Raw genomic sequence first — 17,778 nt, 5'->3', positions numbered from 1 at the left:
ATAGCGAGTTTAGCGGACGCAAGTGCCGTGCTGCAAGCGCTTCGAAGGCTTCTGATGTTTAGCTGCAGCGGCTGCCGAAGAATAAAAAATGGCGCGCGAAATAAGCGGGAGATCGCATCAAGTAATTCGAAAAACACAAATGAAAAAGCGCTGTTGGATATCAATCCAACAGCGCTTTCTTCTGGGCACTTAGTGCCTCAATTGTCTCCTCGTTCTCCACCTGCAAATTCGTGGTGCATCAGAACTGGATGAAGATTAAACGACGACCCCAGCAGTCACAACTAGCAATTACCCTAGTGGTGCACTGCGGCACCGGATTGGGGCGTGTTATGCCCATTTCATCACAAGGTTCGCCACAGGTTCGCCCACACTCCTGATCCAGCGGACCTTCAGCACAAGCCGCAATTAGATCGGAGATCGAAGCAATCGCGTATCGCACTGCATCAAGCACATGCCCTCCCGAGCGGGACCAGGCAGCCAATGTCAAGCCCGCAACGGTCGCACCCGCGCAACGATCTCACCGACGATGCCGCGCCGGAACGCCAGCACACACGCGATGAAAATCAGCCCCGTGACGATCGTCACCGATTCGCCGAGCGAGCGAAACCACTCGATGCCGGTCATCGACGCGAGCGCCGAGCCGATATCGCCGAGCCGGTCTTCGAGCGACACGATCAGCGCGGCGCCGAGCAGCGGCCCGAACAGCGTGCCCATGCCGCCCACCAGTGTCATCAGGATCACGAGGCCGGACATCGTCCAATAGGCATCGCTCAGCGTTTCGAAGCCTTGCACGAGCACCTTCAGCGAACCCGCGAGACCCGCGATGCCGGCCGACAGAATGAAGGCGAGCAGCTTGAAACGGTCGGTATCGTAGCCGAGCGACACCGCACGCGGCTCGTTTTCCTTGATCGCGACGAGCACCTGCCCGAACGGCGAATGCACGATCCGCACGATCAGCAGGAACGCCAGGACGATCACCGCGAGCACGACGAAATACAGCGCGACATCGGACGAAAGACTCAACAGGCCGAACAGCTTTCCGCGCGGCACGCCTTGCAGACCGTCTTCGCCGTGCGTGAATGGCGCTTGCAGGAACACAAAGTAGACCATCTGCGCGAGCGCGAGCGTCACCATCGCGAAGTAGATGCCTTGACGGCGAATCGCGAAGAAGCCAACGACGAGGCCAAGCAGCGTGGCCGCCGCGGTGCCGCTCAGCACGCCCACCTCAGGCGAAAAGCCGAGCGTCTGCATCGCATAGCCGGTCACATAACCGGCCGACGCGAGAAACATCGCATGGCCGAAGGACAGCAAGCCCGTGTAGCCGATCAGCAGATTGAACGCGGCCGCGAACAGCGCGAAGCACAGCACCTTCATCACGAAGAGCGGATAGATGCCGAGCACCGGCACCGCGAGCAGCACGATCAGCAGCAGACCGTAGAGCACTTTTCTCTGCATCATTTTTCCCTGCCGAAAAGACCCGCCGGACGCACGAGCAACACGAGCGCCATGATCACGAAGACGACGGTCGCCGACGCCTCGGGGTAGTACACACGCGTCAGTCCTTCGACTACGCCGAGCATCAGGCCGGTCAGAATCGAGCCCATGATCGAACCCATGCCGCCGATCACGACCACCGCGAACACCGTGATGATCATCGGCTGGCCCATCAGCGGCGAGACCTGAATCACCGGCGCGGCGAGCACGCCGGCAAACGCCGCGAGCGCGACGCCGAAGCCGTAGGTCAGCGTGATCATCAGCGGCACGTTGACGCCGAATGCCTCGACGAGCTTCGGGTTTTCGGTGCCCGCTCGCAGATACGCGCCAAGCCGTGTCTTCTCGATCACGAACCATGTCACGAAGCACACGATCAACGACGCGACGACCACCCACGCGCGATAGTTCGGCAGATACATGAAGCCGAGATTGGTCGCACCCGACAGCGCCGACGGCACGTCGTACGGCTGGCCCGACGAGCCGTAGATCGAATGGAACACGCCTTCGATCACGAGCGTGATGCCGAACGTCAGCAACAGGCCATACAGATGATCGAGCTTGTAAAGCCAGCGCAGCATCGAGCGCTCGATCGCGACGCCGACGAGTCCGACGATCAGCGGCGCGAGCACGAGCATCACCCAGTACGGCAGATTGAAATACGACAGCCCCATCCACGCGAGCATCGCGCCGAGCATGAAAAGTGCGCCATGCGCGAAGTTGATCACGTTGAGCAGGCCGAAAATCACAGCCAGCCCGAGGCTCAGAATCGCGTAGAACGAGCCGTTCACGAGCCCGAGCAGAAGCTGGCTCAGCATCGCCGGCAGCGGAACGCCAAAGATGTCCATTGAAGCCCTTAGCCCTTCAAGCCATCGTCAAGGTGAGATCGGTAACGCACGGTCCGGCCGGCACGCGACGTGCGGCGACGCTGCCCATCGCGTGCGGCTCTGAAACGGTTACCGCCAGCGCGTACCGCTGCAGCGCCGGCGGTTCTCTCAGGTCTGCGCGGTCCTGGACCGCATCCTGCCCTCCCGGGGCTTACTTCCACAGCGCGCAGCGAGTCTGCGCCTTGGTCGTGAAGGCCTGATCGCCCGGAATCGTCGCCATGATCTTATAGTAGTCCCACGGCTCCTTCGATTCGGCCGGCGTCTTCACCTGCATCAGGTACATGTCGTGGATCATGCTGCCGTCCTGACGGATGTAGCCCTTCGCGTAGAAGTCGTCGATCTTCGTCTTGCGCAACTGCGCCATCACCTTGTCCGGATCGGTCGAGCCCACCGCCTGGACCGCCTTCAGATAGTTCATCGCCGCCGAGTAGTCGGCAGCCTGCAGGCTCGACGGCATCTTCTTCATCTTGTCGAAGTAGCGCTGCGACCACTTGCGCGTGTCGGCGTCCTTGTTCCAGTACCAGCTGTCGGTCAACACGAGACCCTGCGTCGTTTCGAGACCGAGGCTGTGCACGTCGTTGATGAACATCAGCAGCGCAGCGAGCTTCATCGTCTTCGTGATGCCGAATTCCTTCGCGGCCTTGATCGAGTTGATCGTGTCGCCGCCCGCATTCGCGAGGCCGAGGATCTGCGCCTTCGACGCCTGCGCCTGCAACAGGAACGACGAGAAGTCCGACGCCGACAGCGGATGACGCACCGAGCCGAGCACCTGACCGCCATTCGCCTTCACGACGTCCGAGGTCGCTTTTTCGAGCGCCTTCCCGAACGCGTAGTCGGCGGTCAGGAAGTACCACGTCTTGCCACCCTGCTTCGTAACCGCCGAGCCCGTGCCGTTTGCGAGCGCGGTGGTGTCGTATGCGTAGTGGATCGTGTACGGCGTGCATTGCTCGTTGGTCAGCGTATCGGCGCCCGCGCCGACGTTGATGTAGACCTTGTGCTTCTCGCCCGCGACGGTGTTCGTCGACAGAGCGGTCGCCGAGTTGGTGCCGCCGATCACCACGTCGACGCCATCGCGGTCGAACCATTCGCGAGCCCGCGACGCCGCGATGTCCGCCTTGTTCTGGTGATCCGCGTACAGCACCGTGATCGGCTTGCCGTTGACCTTGCCGCCGAAGTCGGCGACCGCCATCCGGATCGCTTCAAGACCGCCCTGCCCGTCGATATCCGCGTACAGTCCCGACAGATCCGTGATAAAGCCGATCTTCACGGCATCGTCGGCCGCTTGCGCGCTGCCCAGCGTCAGTGCGGCGCCGGCGGCGACCGCGAAGCAGAGTGAGGCAATTCGCGCGAGTGGGTTCTTTTTCATGCATGTCTCCTGGTTCTTCGCTTGTGGTTATCAGAGGCAGTCGGGCGCGTGCGTGTCCGTGTCTATACGCCCAGCAAATCATGCAGCACCGGCATCTTGCCTTCGAGCTCGCTAGCCCCGAAATGCTCGACGATCATGCCGTGCTCCATCACATAGAAACGATCCGCGAGCGGCGCCGCGAAGCGGAAGTTCTGCTCGACCATCACGATCGTGTAGCCGCGCGCCTTCAACGTGATGATCATCCGTGCAAGCGCCTGCACGATCACGGGCGCGAGCCCCTCCGAGATTTCGTCGAGCAGCAGCAGATTCGCGCCGGTGCGCAGAATCCGCGCGACCGCGAGCATCTGCTGTTCGCCGCCCGAGAGCCGCGTGCCCTGGCTCATGCGCCGCTCGTGCAGATTCGGGAACATCGCATAGATTTCCTCGAGCGACATCATGTGCGCCTTGTCGCCGACGGGCGGCGGCAGCAGCAGATTTTCCTCGCACGACAGACTCGAAAAAATACCGCGCTCTTCGGGGCAATAGCCGATGCCGCAATGCGCGATGCGATGCGTGGGCAGGCCAATCGTTTCGCGTCCATCGATCCGGATCGAGCCGGTACGGCGGCCGGTGAGACCCATGATCGCGCGAAGCGTCGTGGTGCGGCCCGCGCCATTGCGCCCGAGCAGCGTCACGACCTCGCCACGGCCAACCGACAGATCGACGCCGTGCAGAATATGGGATTCCCCGTACCAGGCTTGCAGTCCCGCGATGTCCAGCGCGGGTGCGCCGCTTTTCGTTTCGTTCGCTTCGAGGCCTTCGCGCTCGACCGTCGTATTCATGCGTGGGCTCCGGCGAGCGCCGCGTCGGCGCTGCCCATGTAGGCTTGCATCACGAGCGGATTCTTCGACACTTCCGCGTAGCTGCCCTCGGCGAGCACTTCACCCCGTTGCAGCACGGTGATCGTGTCGGAGATACCGGCGATCACATTCATGTTGTGTTCGACCATCAGGATCGTGCGGCCCGCCGATACTTTCTTGATCAACGCAGTCACGCGGTCGACGTCCTCATGTCCCATGCCTTGCGTGGGCTCGTCGAGCAGCATCAGTTCGGGCTCCATCGCGAGCGTGGTCGCGATTTCGAGCGCGCGCTTGCGGCCGTAGGCGAGCTCCACCGTCAACACATCGGCGAAATCGGTCAGGCCGACCTGAGTCAACAGATCCATCGCGCGATCGTTCAGACGCCGCAACGTACGCTCGCTCTTCCAGAAGTGAAACGCGGTGCCGAGCGAGCGCTGCAACCCGATGCGCACATTCTGCAATGCCGTCAGATGCGGAAATACCGCGGAAATCTGGAACGAACGGATGATGCCGCGCCGCGCGATCTGCGCCGGACGTTCGCCGGTGATATCGACACCGTTGAAAACGATCTGGCCCGCGGTGGGTTCGAGAAATTTGGTGAGCAGATTGAAGCAGGTGGTCTTGCCCGCTCCATTGGGCCCGATCAGCGCATGGATCGAGCCACGGCGCACGCGCAGATTCACGCCGTTCACGGCGACAAAGCCTTTGAACTCGCGGGTGAGGCCACGCGTTTCGAGAATCGTATCGCCGAGAATCATGTTCCCTTCCATACGGAGTAAGGCGAAGCACTACGATCTTTCCGCGCGAAGTTCTGCGCGACTTGTTATGTTGGCGGCACCCCTTGCCGCTCGTTGGCGTGCTGCACCAATACGGACGGTGATCCATGACGCGGCACGCAGCATGGCTGCCATTGTCGCCCCAATGATGCAGCGCATTCATTGGGATTTGCACTAAGTGAACGAGGCCCGCGCCACGCGCACGTGGCATGCGGTTAGCACGCTTCACGTACGCGGCGGAAAACATGACCGATCCGCTCAGTTTCCATCGCACGGTGCATGTCACACAGACGACATCGACGCAGCCACACCCATTTGCGCTGCGATGCTGCCGCTCACGCGCGCGCGACGATCCTCGCGGATCATGTCGCTCGCGCGTTCGGCGATCATCAGCGTCGGCGAATTGGTGTTGCCCGACGTGATGTTGGGCATCACCGATGCATCGACGACACGCAAGCCTTCCACTCCGATAACCCGTAGCCGGTTGTCGACGACCGCGGCGGGATCGTCGGTCGTGCCCATGCGGCAGGTGCCGACGGGATGGAAGATCGTCGTGCCGACCGCGCCCGCGGCCTGCTGCAATTCTTCTTCACTTTGATACTGCAGGCCCGGCAGAATCTCCCGCGGCTGATAGCGCGCGAGCGCGGGCGCCGCGACGATGCGGCGCGTCAGACGTAGCGCGTTTGCTGCGACGTGGCGGTCGTACCCGGTCGACAGATAATTTGGAGCGATCAATGGTGGTGCGGACGCATCGGCCGACGCAATATGAATGCTGCCGCGCGACGTGGGGCGCAGCTGACACACCGACGCCGTGAACGCATTGAAGCGATGCAGCGGTTCGCCGAAGCGGTCGAGCGACAAAGGCTGCACGTGATACTCGAGATCGGGTCGGGTCAGCGAGCGATCGTCGGCATCGGACTTCGCGAACGCGCCGAGTTGCGACGGCGACATCGACATCGGTCCGCTCTGAAACAACGCGTACTGCATGCCGATCATCAGCTTGCCCCACCAGTGCGCGGACATCGTATTCAACGTGCGCACGCCCTGCACCTGAAACGCCATGCGCAGTTGCAGATGGTCCTGCAGATTCTCGCCGACGCCGCGCAGATCCTGAACGATCTCGATGCCGAGATTCTGCAGACGTGCACCATTGCCGACGCCGGACAATTCGAGCAGTTGCGGCGAGTTGACCGCGCCGGCGGAAAGGATCACTTCACAACGCGCTTTGGCGACATAGTCGACATCGGCGCCACGATATTCGACTCCGGTGCAGCGGCGGCCGTCGAACACGACACGCTGCGTGTGGGCACCGGTAATAACTGTGAGGTTCTCCCGCTTCAACGCGGGCCGCAAAAACGCCTTCGACGCATTCCAGCGAATGCCGCGCTTCTGGTTGACGTCGAAGTAGCCGACGCCGGTGTTGTCGCCGCGATTGAAATCGTCGGTGGCGGGAATGCCGGTTTGCTGCGCCGCTTGCGCGAACTCTTCCAGAATCTTCCATTTGAGGCGCTGCTTCTCGACGCGCCAGGGTCCGCCCGCGCCGTGCGCTTCGGTGGCGCCGCCGTGGTGATCCTCGCTGCGCCTGAAGACCGGCAGCACCGCGTTCCATGACCACGTGCTGTCGTTGGTCACACGCGCCCACTCGTCGTAGTCTTCACGCTGGCCGCGCATATAGATCATGCCGTTGATCGACGAACTGCCGCCGAGCACACGCCCGCGTGGATACGACAGCGTGCGGCCGTTCAGACCCGGCTCTGCCTGAGTCTTGTACAGCCAGTCCGTGCGCGGATTGCCGATGCAATACAGATAGCCGACCGGCACATGAATCCAGTGATAGTCGTCTTTCCCGCCAGCTTCTAGCAGCAGCACGCGGATCTCGGGATCTTCGGTGAGCCGGTTCGCCAGCACGCAGCCCGCAGTGCCCGCGCCGACAATGATGTAGTCGAACTCGCCTTCGAGCCGCCGTACGGCGCGAGGCGTACTGTCGGTATGACCCATCGTTCAGTCTCCTAAGCATTTTTTGCAGCGCAGGCGTGGAAGCTCGATCGCTTCCACGCTTGCGCCGCGACGCGCTTTTATTCGCTTTTACTCTTTTGCTCGCGCGTTCGCCGACTTGATGCGGCGCAAAGCCGCCAGCTTATTTGGCGACCGGCATCGTGAACTCCGCGCCCTTCGCAATGCTGTCGGGCCAGCGCTGCATGATGCTCTTGTAGCGCGTATAGAACCGCACGCCTTCCTCGCCGTACGCGTGATGATCGCCGAACAGCGACTTCTTCCAGCCGCCGAACGAATGCCAGGCCATCGGCACCGGAATCGGCACGTTGATGCCGACCATGCCGATCTCGATCTGCCGGGAAAACGCGCGCGCAATGCCGCCGTCGGTCGTAAATAGCGACACGCCGTTCGCAAACTGATTCGCGTTGATCAGCTCGACCGCCGAGGCAAAGTCGGGCACGCGCACGACGCACAGCACCGGTCCGAAGATTTCTTCGCGGTAGATCTTCATCTCGGGCGACACTTCGTCGAACAGCGTCCCGCCGAGGAAAAAGCCCTTCTCGTGCCCCACGACCTGATGAGCGCGTCCATCGACGACGAGCTTCGCGCCCGCGGCGACGCCGGCGTCGATATAGCCGACCACCTTGTCCCGATGCGCGCCGGTGACGAGCGGCCCCATCTCGGCCGCCGCTTCCATGCCGTTGAGGATCTTCAGGCTCTTCACGCGCGGCGTCAGACGCTCGATCAGTTCATCGGCGATATGCCCCACCGCGACCGCCACCGAAATCGCCATGCAGCGCTCGCCGGCCGAACCGTAGGCGGCGCCGATCAGGGCGTCGACGGCCTGGTCGAGATCGGCGTCGGGCATTACAACCAGATGATTCTTCGCCCCGCCCAACGCCTGCACCCGCTTGCCGTGCTTCGTGCCTTCCGTGTAGATGTATTCGGCGATCGGCGTCGAGCCGACGAACGACAGCGCGCTCACTTCGGGATGTGCGAGCAGCGCATCCACCGCGACCTTGTCGCCGTGCACGACGTTGAACACGCCGTCCGGCAGGCCCGCTTCCTTCAGCAGTTCGGCGAGCCGGATCGATGCGGACGGATCGCGTTCGGACGGCTTCAACACGAAGGTGTTGCCGCACGCGAGCGCGACCGGGAACATCCAGCACGGCACCATCATCGGGAAATTGAACGGCGTGATGCCGGCGACCACACCGAGCGGCTGGCGCAGATTCCAGTTGTCGATGCCGCCGCCGATCTGATCGGTGAAATCGGTCTTCAGCAGGTTCGGGATGCCGCACGCGAATTCGACGATTTCGATGCCGCGCATCACTTCGCCCTTGGCGTCGGAAAACACCTTGCCGTGCTCGCGCGTGATCAGCTCCGCGAGTTCGTCGTGATGGCGGTCAAGCAGTTCCTTGAACTTGAACAGCACCCGCGCGCGTTTGATCGGCGCGGTTTCGCTCCACGCGGGAAACGCGGCGTTGGCCGCGGCAACAGCAGCGTCCACCTCGGCGACGCTCGCGAGCGGCACGCGCGCGCTGACGCTGCCGAGCGCCGGATTGAAGACGTCGCCGAAGCGCCCGCTCGTGCCTTCGACGGTCTTGCCGTTGATGAAATGGCTCAGCGCGCGTGCGCTCGCCGCGCTGCGTGCGGCCTCGTGCTGCGCGGTTGCGTCGGAATATGTCTCACTCATCTCGTTCCTCTTTTGCTGTGAAATCTCCCGCTTCGCGCTCGATACCGCGCGCCGAAGCATTGCTCAACGCTCAGCGTACGGCGTCTAGGAGCGACAAATCCAATGAGTAATGCTCAACTGCGCTATAAGCCGCGCTAATATCAGGATATGGATCTGACTCTGCTTAGGGCTTTCGTCACCGTCGCACGCGAGGGCAACCTCACGCGCGCCGCGGTGCAGCTACATCTGACCCAACCCGCCGTCAGCCTGCAAATCAAGCACTTGCAGGAAACGCTCGGCGTGACGCTGTTCACGCGGACTTCGCACGGGCTCGCGCTGACTCGCGACGGCCAGGCGCTGCTGCCGCACGCCGAACGCGCGCTCGGCGCGGCAGCCGACGTACAGCGCGCCGCGCAGACGCTCCGCCAGGAAGTGCGCGGGCGCCTGCGCATCGGCACCATTCTCGACCCCGAGTTTTTGCGCCTGGGCGGCTTCCTGAAGCAACTCGTCGAGACCTGGCCGCAGATCGAAACCGCGCTGCGCCACGGCATGTCGGGCTGGGTACGCGAGCAGATTCGGGCGGGCGAGCTCGACGTCGGCTATTACATCGGCCTGCCCTCCGACGACGACACCCGCGACGGCGCCACGTTTCACGCGGTCACGCTCACGCATTTCCAGTATCGCGTGCTCGCGCCGGCGGGCTGGAAAGATCGCGTGAAGGGTGCGCGGGACTGGCGCTCGCTCGCGGCGCTGCCGTGGATCTGGACGCCGCCGGCGTCCGCGCACAACCGGCTGCTGTCGCGCTGTTTCGGCGAGGCGGGTGTGAAACCCGTCAAGGTGGCCGAGGTGGACCAGGAGCCGTCGATGCTCGATCTGGTCAAGTCGGGAGTCGGTCTCACGCTTGCTCGCGACGCAACCGCAATCGCCGAGGCGCATGCGCACGCGCTGACGATCGTCGATGGCATCACCGTGCCGACGCAGTTGAGCTTCATCACGCTCGCCGAGCGCAAGGACGAGCCGGCGATCGCGGCGGCCTTGAAGCTGATCGATCAGCAGTGGGCGATCTGAGCGAGGACCGTCTGACGCGCTGCGATATGAGTCTCGCTAATGCCCGCACTCGTCCCACCTGCCGCGCGGGCTGAAAGCATTCGGTCACGAAGTTTTTGCTAGATTGTCGGTTTGCGCTCGCGCAGCGCCCTCGTAGCGCTTTCCGTTCCGCCCGACTTCGTCCTTCCTGGCGGCTTCTCCCCGGCACCACCAGTGGCCCCGGAAGCCGTCGATCACTCCGCCCATCCAAAGGAGCCCACATGGCACGCAACATCGAAATCAAAGCCCGCGCCCAGCATTTCGACCAACTGCGCGAGCGCGCCGCGCAGCTCGCGACGGACGCGCCACTGATCTTTCGCCAGCAGGACTTTTTCTACGACGTGCCGCGCGGCCGCCTGAAGCTGCGCCAGTTCGACGACGGCACGCCGGCCGAGCTGATCTTCTATCAGCGCGACGACCGCGACGGCCCGAAGGCGTCGTACTACACGCGCAGTCCGGTCGCGAATCCCGAAGCAATGCATGCGCTGCTCGCGACCGCACTGACCACGCGCGGCATCGTCTCGAAAGAGCGGCACGTGTATCTGAGCGGGCGCACGCGGATTCATCTGGATCGCGTCGACGGTCTCGGTGATTTCGTCGAACTCGAAGTGGTGCTCGCGCAGGACGACGACGAAGAAGGCGGCCACGCCGAAGCGGAAGCGCTGTTCAAGAGCCTCGGCGTATCCCAAGCGGATCTGGTGCCGGTCGCGTATGTCGATCTGCTGAATGCGGACGACGAGCCGAAGCGAGCGGCATAAGGATCGCGTCACTGCAGGGGCCGCGGCGGCGCGCGCGCGGCTCCCTCTGCCGGCTTGTCGACACCCGCCGGCAACGGCCTCAAACCTTCAGACCGGCGCAGCCCCCGGCGCAAGATGCCCGAGCGGCAACGGCCCATTGCGCTTGAACGTGGTCAGCACGATATTCGAGCGCACGCTATCGACACCCGGCACGCGCATCAGCTTCTTCATCACGAAGGTCGACAGATAATTCAGATCCGGCGCGACGATGCGCAGCAGATAGTCGGCATCGCCGACGACCGCGTGACACTCCAGTACTTCGGGCAGCACGTCGATCTGCTGCTGAAACTGCTCGATAATCGAATCGCCGTGATGCTTCAGCTTCAGGCTCGTGAAAGCGGTGACGCCGAGGCCGAGCTTTTCCGGCCGCAACACGACGCGATAGCCATCCACCACGCCGACCTGTTCCAGCCGCTGCAGCCGTCGCCCGATCTGCGACGGCGACAGCGGCACCTGCTCGGCCAGCTGCTGATGCGTGGCGCGGCCAAAGCGCTGCAGCACGTCGAGCAGCGCTAGATCGAAGTGGTCGAGTTCAAGCATGTTGATGTCCCGCATAAATTGGCTAGTTAACGCACGATTATCGCATACCTGCTGATTTTCACGCCCAACTTGCGCCCCTTCCGCATGTACTCCGCTCTACACTCGCATGTACCGATTTCCTGCGATTTCCCCGTTAAAGCTTCGCCATGTCCGCCGCCAGCACCGCCAAACTCAAAGAACAGTTCGACGCCGGTCTCGAGACCCGAGCCGACTTTACGATCGACCAGCCGCTCGAACGCTACGGCACGGTTGACCATGCCGTCTGGCGACAGTTGTACGCGCGCCAAACCGCCTTGCTGGAAGGCCGTGCGTGCGATGAATTCCTCGCGGGCGTCGAGCGTATCGGCCTGCCGTCGGAGCGCGTGCCGTCTTTCGACGACGTCAACGCGAAGCTGACGCCCTCAACCGGCTGGCGCATCGTCGCCGTGCCTGGCCTCGTGCCGGATCAGGTGTTCTTCGAGCATCTGGCGAATCGCCGCTTTCCGGTTACGTGGTGGATGCGCCGACCCGACCAGCTCGACTACCTGCAGGAGCCCGACTGCTTTCACGATCTGTTCGGCCATGTGCCGCTACTGATCAACCCGGTGTTTGCCGACTACATGGACGCATACGGCCGCGCCGCGCTCGCCGCCAATGAAGCGGGCGCGCTGCCGCTGCTCGCGCGGCTCTATTGGTACACAGTGGAGTTCGGGCTGATCCGCGATGCCGCGAGTCCGAACGGCGTGAAGATCTACGGCGCCGGCATCGTCTCGAGCAAGGCCGAGACGGTATACAGCGAGCAAAGCGCGGCGCCGAACCGGCTCGGCTTCGCGCTGGAACGTGTGATGCGCACGCGTTACCGCATCGATACGTTCCAGCAAACCTACTTCGTCATCGATGACTTCGCGCAACTGTTCCGCGTCGCACAAACGGACTTCGCGCCGCTGCTGGCGAGGCTCGCCAATGCACCGGCCTACGCAGCGGGCGACGTGCTCGACGGCGACCGCGTGATCTCGCGCGGAACCCGCGAGGGATGGCAAACCAGCGGCGACGTTTAAACGCCAAGCCGCCTTAGACCCACCCGGCCCGGCGCACGGCGAGCGTTGCACAATCGTGAAAAAATACCGGTTTCGCCCGCCTGCCGGCGAGCGTGTTCGACCAACGAGGTAACTCCATGATTCAGAAACTGACTTCCGAGGAGCGCACCCAGCAACTGGCCAAACTGGATCGCTGGGAAAGCGTGGCGGAGCGTGACGCGATTCGCCGCAGCTTCGAATTCGCCGACTTCAACGAGGCGTTCGGCTTCATGACGCGCGTGGCGATCAAGGCGCAGGAAATGGATCATCATCCAGAGTGGTTCAACGTGTACAACAAGGTCGATATCACGCTGTCCACCCATGAAGCGAACGGCGTTACCGAGCGCGACATCGCGCTTGCGACATTCATCGACAGTGTTACTACCTAATACAAATAATTACGGGCCCTTATGCGTGTTTATATACAACTTGCCGCGTAATCGGTCCACAATGAAAGGACAATGCAGGCAATACCCTGGGCAAACCTTCAGTTCTACAGGCTATCCTTAAGTTGAACGTAAGCTTCCCAGGCCTGCCTTGCAATCGGGTCAAAACGATCGAGTGATAGCGACTTCTGACGCTGTACAATCAGCAGCGCATACGGCTTGGATAGTGCGCTTGCCTCCTTGCACAGAACGTGTTCGTCGCCGCTCGAAGGTGAGCGGGCGCGCCAGAAGTTGATCGCGGCTTCCAGTTCGTGAATGCTGATCTCGGACATGACTTCGTGATGACTGGCACGGCGCTTCGAGTCGGCTCGACAGCTGCTTCGTGGGGCCTCTGCCGCCGCGTCGCACGCTGGCTGTGTTGCAGGCGCCCCGGCGAACCGCTTGCCAAAACGCCTAAACCCATTGTACTTGAGCGAAATCCATGCGACTCCTTCTGATCGAAGATGACCGCCCCATCGCACGCGGCATCCAAAGCAGTCTCGAACAAGCCGGCTTCACCGTCGACATGGTCCATGACGGCATCTTTGCCGAACAGGCCCTCACCCAAAACCGCCACGAACTCGTGATCCTCGATCTGGGTCTGCCGGGTATCGACGGCATGACGCTGCTGTCGCGTTTCCGCCAGAGCAACCGTCACACGCCGGTGATCATCCTGACCGCGCGCGACGAATTGAACGACCGCGTGCAAGGCCTGAACTCCGGCGCGGACGACTACATGCTGAAGCCTTTCGAGCCGGCCGAGCTGGAAGCGCGCATTCGCGCGGTGATGCGCCGCAGCGGTCCGCACGGTGACATGCCGCGTCCGGAAGTGTCACTGGGTGGCGTGCGGCTGTCGGGCGTCGACCGCCGCATCTTCAACGACGACAAACCGCTCGAACTGTCGCCGCGCGAATTCGCAGTGCTCGAAATGCTGCTGCTGCGTCACGGCCGCGTCGTCAGCAAGGCGCAATTGCAGGATCACCTGACGCACTTCGGCGGCGATCTCGGCGATACCGCGATCGAAGTCTACGTGCACCGTGTGCGCAAGAAGCTCGAGAACTGCCGTGTCGAAATCGTCACCGTGCGTGGCTTTGGCTATCTGTTGCAGGAAATCCGCCAGGCCGCATGATCGTCGTGAAGGCCGCGCATTGCGTCGCGGCCTGACGGCGCCGGACCGGCGCCGCGCATCGGCTGTGCCCGCTGCGCGTCGTGCCGGACACCGGACTGCCTCAAGGCGCTTCGCGCCGTTGCTACCGCAGTCACAACTTTCCCGCGCCTAAGATCATGCACCAGCCGGCCGCCAATAGTCTGCGCCGCACGCTGCTGCGGCGCCTCGCTGCTCCCCTGTCGCTGCTCGCGCTGATGAGCGGCCTGATCGCCTACTGGCTCGCCTGGCAGTACACGCAGCACGTGGTCGACCGTTCGCTCGCGGACCTCGCGACCGCTATTTCCAAACAGATCCAGATTGCCGGACCGGAAGCGGCGATCACGGTGCCGCCGCTCGCGCAAGCGATGTTCTCCGACCCGGTCGAACATCTGGTCTACCGGATCAGCACCGGCGACAGCGAAATCGCCGGCGACCACAATCTGCCGCTGCAAGGCACCAACGTGCGCCGCATGCATTACGCGTACGTATTCGAGACGCAGCACGAAGGCGTGACCGTGCGGGTCGCTCAGGTGCGCGTCGATCAGCCGGGCGGCAATCCGATCGTCGTCGAAGTCGGGCAGCCCGTGCATCACCGTTACCGCATCGCCGCGGAGTTTCTGATCGCGATCATGATGCCGTTGCTGCTGCTGCTGCTCGCCGGCTGGGTGATCGTGTGGCGCGTCGTCAATCAGCAGCTCAATCCGCTGACCGCGCTCGCCGATTCGCTGAACCGGCAAACGCACACGTCGCTCGAGCCGGTCGACGAAACCTATGTGCCGGTCGAGATCCGTCCGCTGACGGGCGCGCTGAACGCGCTGCTCGATCGTCTGAAAGCCGCCCTCGATGCGCAACGTAAATTCATCGCAGATGCCGCGCATCAGCTGCGCACGCCGCTCACCGCGGTGAAGCTGCATGCGGAGCAGGCGGTCGTCGCGCGCGATCCGCAGCAGACGCTCGCCGCCGTGCGCGAACTGCGCGCCGCGGCCGATCGGGCCGTGCGGTTGTCGAATCAATTGCTGTCGCTCGCGCGCGCCGAGCCGGGTGAACAGGCGGCCCGCTTCGTCAATGTCGACATGGCCGGGCTCGCCTTCGACACGGGCGCCGAATGGGTGCCGCGCGCGCTAGCGGTACACGTGGACCTCGGCTTCCAGCGCCTCGACGATCCGTCGAACGACGACCCGTTGATGGCGCGCGGCAACCCGGTACTGCTGCACGAAGTGATCGCGAATCTGCTCGATAACGCGCTGAAGTATGTGCCGCCTTCGCGGGCCGACGGCGGACGCATCACGGTGAGGGTTTCGCAGACCCTGATCGACGATCTGCGCATGGCCGAGATCGTCGTCGAAGACAACGGGCCGGGCGTGCCGCGTTCGCAGCAGGCGGATCTGTTCAAGCGGTTCTTCCGCGGCGACGGGCAGACCGAGGCGGGCGTCGACAGCGGCGCGGGTCTGGGCCTTGCGATCGTCCACGACATCATGGTGCTGCATCACGGCAGCGTGCATTACGAGGACGCGCCGGAGGGTGGCGCACGCTTTATCGTGAGGATTCCGTTGCTGCCGCCCAGTGCGTCGGCAGACGCTGCCACCGCCAGCGATGCCAACGAGCGACGCGCCACGAAAAAACCGGCGCACTCGGCGCCGGTCGATTTGTAGAAGGTTTGCCGGGCTGCCCCGGCGGCATTCGCCTTGGCGCCTCGATCAGTGCAGACAGCTAACGCCGCGCGCCGGCCCGTGGCTCATTTCTTCTTCGATTTCTTCGCCGATTTGCTGGACTTCTGGTCCTTGTCGGCACCTTTACCCGACTTGCCGCCGCCCTTGCCCTTTTGCGGCGGCGCCAGCATCGTGCCGCGGCACTTGCGCGCGCCGCAACGGCATTCGTACTCCTTTTTCAGCTTCTTCGTCTGCCGCGCGTCGATCACGAGGCCGTAGTCGTAAAAGACTTCCTCACCCTCCGCGATATCGCGCAGCGCATGCACGTACACATGTCCGTCGATTTCCTCGGCTTCGCAGTTCGGCGCGCATGAATGATTGATCCAGCGCGCGCTATTGCCATTCACCTTGCCGTCGATAACCTTGCCGTTATCCAGCGCGAAATAAAACGTGTGATTCGGTTCAGCCGGATTATGCGGATGACGGCGCAACGCTTCTTTCCAGGTAATCCGCTCGCCCTTGTATTCGATCAGTCGTTCGCCCGCCGCGATCGGTTCGAGAGCAAACACGCCTTTGCCGTGCACACCCGAACGGCGCACGGCGATCCTGCGTGAATTCATTGAATGAATCCTTGTGAAGAACTGGGGGATCAAGTCTGGCAATCGTCAGGCGCGTCTCGCGCGCGGCTTTTTCTGACGCGAATAGCAAACGCGGCGCCCTGCGAGCGCCGCGTCGACTTGCGACGCGCATCGCGCCACAACCGGCATCCTACACGCTGTCGACGGCTTCCTTCAACCGTCAGCCGATGCGTGTGTTCAACGTGCGACGAGCGTCACCGTTGACCGAACGTAATGTCGCCGAACAGCGCTTTCTGGTCGCGCGGTTGTGAACGCCAGTACTGCGGCGGCGCTTCGACGGTCGCGCCGAGGTTGGCGGCCGCATGCCACGGCCAGCGCGGGTTATAGAGCAGCGCACGAGCCAGCGCGATCAGGTCGGCATCGCCCGCTTCGATCAGCTGCTCGGCGTGCAGCGGATCGGTGATGAGCCCGACGCCGATCGTAGCCAGACCCGTTGCGTGCTTGACCGCCTTCGCGAATGGAATCTGATAGCCCGGCTCAAGCGGAATTTTCTGCAGCGGCGACACGCCGCCCGACGACACGTCGATCCAGTCGCAGCCGCGCCTTTCCAGCTCGTGTGCAAACGCAATCGTGTCTTCCAGCGTCCAGCCGCCCTCGACCCAGTCGGTCGCCGACACGCGCACGCCGACCGGTTTGTCGGCAGGGAATGCGGCCCGCACGATGTCGAAGATTTCGAGCGGGAAACGCATGCGGTTTTCCAGCGAGCCGCCATAGTCGTCGGTGCGCTGATTCGCGATCGGTGACAGGAACTGATGCAGCAGATAGCCATGCGCGGCATGCACTTCGAGCGCATCGATGCCAAGACGCGCGGCGCGGCGCGCGGACGCGGCGAACGCCTCGCGAATCCGGTGCAGGCCGGCGACATCGAGCGCAAGCGGCGGCTCCTCGCCCGGCTTGTGCGGCAGCGCCGACGGCGCATGCGGCAGCCACCCGCCTTGCGACACCGGAATCAGCTGGCCGCCTTCCCACGGCACATGGCTCGATGCCTTGCGGCCCGCGTGCGCCAGTTGCATCGTCACGTTGATGTGCGAATGCTTGCGGATCGCGGCCAGCACCGGCACGAGCGCTTCTTCGGTCGCGTCGTCCCACAAACCGAGATCGCCGGGGGTGATGCGGCCATCCGGCTCGACGGCGGTCGCTTCGATGCACAGCATGCCCGCGCCGGATAGCGCGAGCCCGCCGAGGTGAATCATGTGCCATGCGGTCGCTTCGCCGCGTTCGGCGGAGTACTGGCACATCGGGGAGACGACGATACGGTTGGGAAGCGTCACGCTACGCAGCGTGAGCGGAGAAAAAAGCGCGCTCATGGATTACGTCCAGTGAAAGCCCGAGAGCGATCGAGCATAGCACCGCGCGCGGTTTGCTGCAGAAACGGGGGCACCTCGCTGGCCACTTACGTCGCCATGCGGCCA

The 17,778-nt window shown here is 63.3% G+C and carries 17 protein-coding genes; 6 read left to right on the top strand and 11 right to left on the bottom strand.

Annotated elements, in window-relative coordinates; all coding sequences use genetic code 11:
* Positions 1 to 483: 483 nt before the first annotated feature.
* The 7 genes from G5S42_RS29285 to G5S42_RS29255 all read right to left on the bottom strand — a co-directional run bounded on the left by G5S42_RS29285 (position 484) and on the right by G5S42_RS29255 (position 9,050).
* Positions 484 to 1,455: a branched-chain amino acid ABC transporter permease gene (locus G5S42_RS29285; RefSeq protein WP_176110669.1), complete on the bottom strand. Its 972-nt coding sequence runs from the start codon at positions 1,453 to 1,455 to the stop codon at positions 484 to 486.
* The gene (locus G5S42_RS29280; RefSeq protein WP_176109917.1) at positions 1,455 to 2,339 is read right to left on the bottom strand and encodes a branched-chain amino acid ABC transporter permease; all 885 of its coding nucleotides are present in this window, start codon (positions 2,337 to 2,339) and stop codon (positions 1,455 to 1,457) included. Before G5S42_RS29280 ends, G5S42_RS29285 begins: the two co-directional genes overlap by 1 nt.
* A gap of 190 nt (positions 2,340 to 2,529) precedes the next feature.
* The gene (locus G5S42_RS29275; RefSeq protein WP_176109916.1) at positions 2,530 to 3,744 is read right to left on the bottom strand and encodes an ABC transporter substrate-binding protein; all 1,215 of its coding nucleotides are present in this window, start codon (positions 3,742 to 3,744) and stop codon (positions 2,530 to 2,532) included.
* A gap of 62 nt (positions 3,745 to 3,806) precedes the next feature.
* Positions 3,807 to 4,565: an ABC transporter ATP-binding protein gene (locus G5S42_RS29270; RefSeq protein ID WP_176109915.1), complete on the bottom strand. Its 759-nt coding sequence runs from the start codon at positions 4,563 to 4,565 to the stop codon at positions 3,807 to 3,809.
* A complete protein-coding gene (locus G5S42_RS29265) occupies positions 4,562 to 5,341 on the bottom strand; it encodes an ABC transporter ATP-binding protein (protein ID WP_018418872.1) in 780 nt (259 codons plus the stop codon). Before G5S42_RS29265 ends, G5S42_RS29270 begins: the two co-directional genes overlap by 4 nt.
* A gap of 300 nt (positions 5,342 to 5,641) precedes the next feature.
* Entirely contained in the window at positions 5,642 to 7,357 is a 1,716-nt protein-coding gene (locus tag G5S42_RS29260; protein WP_176109914.1) for a GMC family oxidoreductase, read from the bottom strand.
* A gap of 139 nt (positions 7,358 to 7,496) precedes the next feature.
* Positions 7,497 to 9,050, bottom strand: a complete 1,554-nt coding sequence (locus G5S42_RS29255; protein ID WP_246392091.1) for a CoA-acylating methylmalonate-semialdehyde dehydrogenase — start codon at positions 9,048 to 9,050, stop codon at positions 7,497 to 7,499.
* Positions 9,051 to 9,197: 147 nt separating this feature from the next.
* Here G5S42_RS29255 and G5S42_RS29250 point away from each other — a divergent pair, with 147 nt between their 5' ends.
* A complete protein-coding gene (locus tag G5S42_RS29250) occupies positions 9,198 to 10,097 on the top strand; it encodes a LysR family transcriptional regulator (protein ID WP_176109913.1) in 900 nt (299 codons plus the stop codon).
* Positions 10,098 to 10,336: 239 nt separating this feature from the next.
* Positions 10,337 to 10,873 carry a class IV adenylate cyclase gene (locus G5S42_RS29245; protein ID WP_176109912.1) on the top strand — a complete coding sequence of 179 codons (537 nt, stop codon included), beginning with the start codon at positions 10,337 to 10,339 and terminating at the stop codon, positions 10,871 to 10,873.
* Positions 10,874 to 10,960: 87 nt separating this feature from the next.
* Here G5S42_RS29245 and G5S42_RS29240 read toward each other — a convergent pair whose 3' ends face one another.
* Positions 10,961 to 11,452, bottom strand: a complete 492-nt coding sequence (locus G5S42_RS29240) for an Lrp/AsnC family transcriptional regulator (RefSeq protein WP_013090976.1) — start codon at positions 11,450 to 11,452, stop codon at positions 10,961 to 10,963.
* Positions 11,453 to 11,598: 146 nt separating this feature from the next.
* Here G5S42_RS29240 and phhA point away from each other — a divergent pair, with 146 nt between their 5' ends.
* On the top strand, positions 11,599 to 12,489 hold the full coding sequence (gene phhA, locus G5S42_RS29235; protein WP_176109911.1) for a phenylalanine 4-monooxygenase: 891 nt from the start codon (positions 11,599 to 11,601) through the stop codon (positions 12,487 to 12,489).
* A 92-nt stretch (positions 12,490 to 12,581) separates the two neighbouring features.
* The gene (locus G5S42_RS29230; protein WP_312883622.1) at positions 12,582 to 12,896 is read left to right on the top strand and encodes a 4a-hydroxytetrahydrobiopterin dehydratase; all 315 of its coding nucleotides are present in this window, start codon (positions 12,582 to 12,584) and stop codon (positions 12,894 to 12,896) included.
* Between the two features lie 104 nt (positions 12,897 to 13,000).
* Here G5S42_RS29230 and G5S42_RS29225 read toward each other — a convergent pair whose 3' ends face one another.
* Positions 13,001 to 13,225: a DUF3717 domain-containing protein gene (locus tag G5S42_RS29225; protein WP_176109909.1), complete on the bottom strand. Its 225-nt coding sequence runs from the start codon at positions 13,223 to 13,225 to the stop codon at positions 13,001 to 13,003.
* A 149-nt stretch (positions 13,226 to 13,374) separates the two neighbouring features.
* Between G5S42_RS29225 and G5S42_RS29220 the strand changes: the two genes are divergently transcribed.
* Together G5S42_RS29220 and G5S42_RS29215 are read left to right on the top strand one after the other, a co-directional pair.
* The gene (locus tag G5S42_RS29220; protein ID WP_013090980.1) at positions 13,375 to 14,061 is read left to right on the top strand and encodes a response regulator; all 687 of its coding nucleotides are present in this window, start codon (positions 13,375 to 13,377) and stop codon (positions 14,059 to 14,061) included.
* Between the two features lie 155 nt (positions 14,062 to 14,216).
* Positions 14,217 to 15,731, top strand: coding sequence for a sensor histidine kinase (locus tag G5S42_RS29215; protein ID WP_176109908.1), 1,515 nt, complete (start codon positions 14,217 to 14,219; stop codon positions 15,729 to 15,731).
* Between the two features lie 83 nt (positions 15,732 to 15,814).
* Here G5S42_RS29215 and G5S42_RS29210 read toward each other — a convergent pair whose 3' ends face one another.
* Positions 15,815 to 16,348, bottom strand: a complete 534-nt coding sequence (locus G5S42_RS29210) for an SET domain-containing protein (RefSeq protein ID WP_176109907.1) — start codon at positions 16,346 to 16,348, stop codon at positions 15,815 to 15,817.
* 212 nt (positions 16,349 to 16,560) lie between these two features.
* Positions 16,561 to 17,673 (bottom strand): NADH:flavin oxidoreductase/NADH oxidase, encoded by a 1,113-nt coding sequence (locus tag G5S42_RS29205; protein WP_152852608.1) that lies wholly within the window; start codon positions 17,671 to 17,673, stop codon positions 16,561 to 16,563.
* Between the last annotated feature and the right edge of the window lie 105 nt (positions 17,674 to 17,778).

The organism is Paraburkholderia youngii (assembly GCF_013366925.1).
GTDB classification, from domain to species: domain Bacteria; phylum Pseudomonadota; class Gammaproteobacteria; order Burkholderiales; family Burkholderiaceae; genus Paraburkholderia; species Paraburkholderia youngii.
Note: the sequence above shows the minus strand (reverse complement) of the source record. Positions and strands in the feature narration are given on the sequence as shown.